This window comes from Neobacillus sp. PVCKKU3 (genome assembly GCF_058323225.1).
In genome coordinates this window covers 1-991 of record NZ_JBLVQN010000097.1, presented here as the reverse complement: position 1 = coordinate 991, position 991 = coordinate 1, and the positions used below count along the sequence as shown (strand labels likewise).

Below are 991 nucleotides of genomic sequence, written 5' to 3'. Positions count from 1 at the left end.
AATATTATCTTCCTTCAATAATTCGTTTGCACGTGCTTCTACTTTCTCCGAAAGGTAACGGTAGAAAATTAACCCTAAAATATAATCCTTGAATTCGCTGGCATCCATTTGACCCCGTAAGTCATTTGCCATCGCCCATAATCTTTTATGCAGTTCAGCTTGTTGCTGACGTTGTTTTTCACTTGTTGTCATGTTCAGTTACTCCTTCAGTTTGATTCATAGACATTTATACTTTGTTGTTTGTTAGTATAACCATTTAAAAAGAGCGCCACATTAGCGCCCTTATCAATTATAACAAATTTATGCTCCATACTTTTCACTAAAATCACGGATAAATGATGTAATCGCTTTGATTGCTTTGTTCTTTTTCAAAAATGAACCTGATAAAGAATCCATAATCGCATTTTTTTCGATTAAATTGGAATACCCATACGTTGATACTTGTTCACGCAATACATGATCTTCAATATTTACTTCTTTAGCAAATGATGAAAGCTCCTGCTCACTCATTTCTTCTTCGTAACGATTGTAAGCATCCATCACAGACTCATCAGGTGCCAACGTTGGCGCAACCTTATTTAAGAAGCCTTTAATCAGATCAATTTTTAGACGCAGCTTTGGATCAGATGCATGGTTTAATTCTTGTATGATGAAACGGATTTCTTTGTCACGTTCCTTTTCATCCTTTGTGTTTAGGCCAGCGATGAGATTCAGAATGTAGCTGACGTTTATGCGGTCTGTATGCATCAACTCTAACTCAAAGTCAATGTCATGTAAAATCGATTCTTTTGGTACTTCGCTGCGTTTAAAGTCTTCATATACTTTGAAGTATTTGCTCTTGTAATCCTCGTATGATTGCTGTGAAATCGTTAGCTCTGTTTCATCAAACTCAAAATCGGAAAACGACTGTAAACGTTGAAGGAATTTCGTCACATTTTTAAATGCAATGATAAATTGACGTTTATCCTCTTCTCGCTCTAGTTCGTCAACT

The 991-nt window shown here is 35.9% G+C and carries 2 protein-coding genes; both read right to left on the bottom strand.

Annotated elements, in window-relative coordinates:
- Nucleotides 1-192, bottom strand: a 192-nt coding sequence (locus ACNQGS_RS28950) for a type I restriction-modification system subunit M N-terminal domain-containing protein (RefSeq protein WP_491490390.1), incomplete at its 3' end; no start/stop codon positions are given.
- Between the two features lie 108 nt (nt 193-300).
- Nucleotides 301-991 (bottom strand): type I restriction endonuclease subunit R, EcoR124 family (locus ACNQGS_RS28945; protein WP_491490389.1); only part of this gene is annotated, 691 nt, incomplete at its 5' end.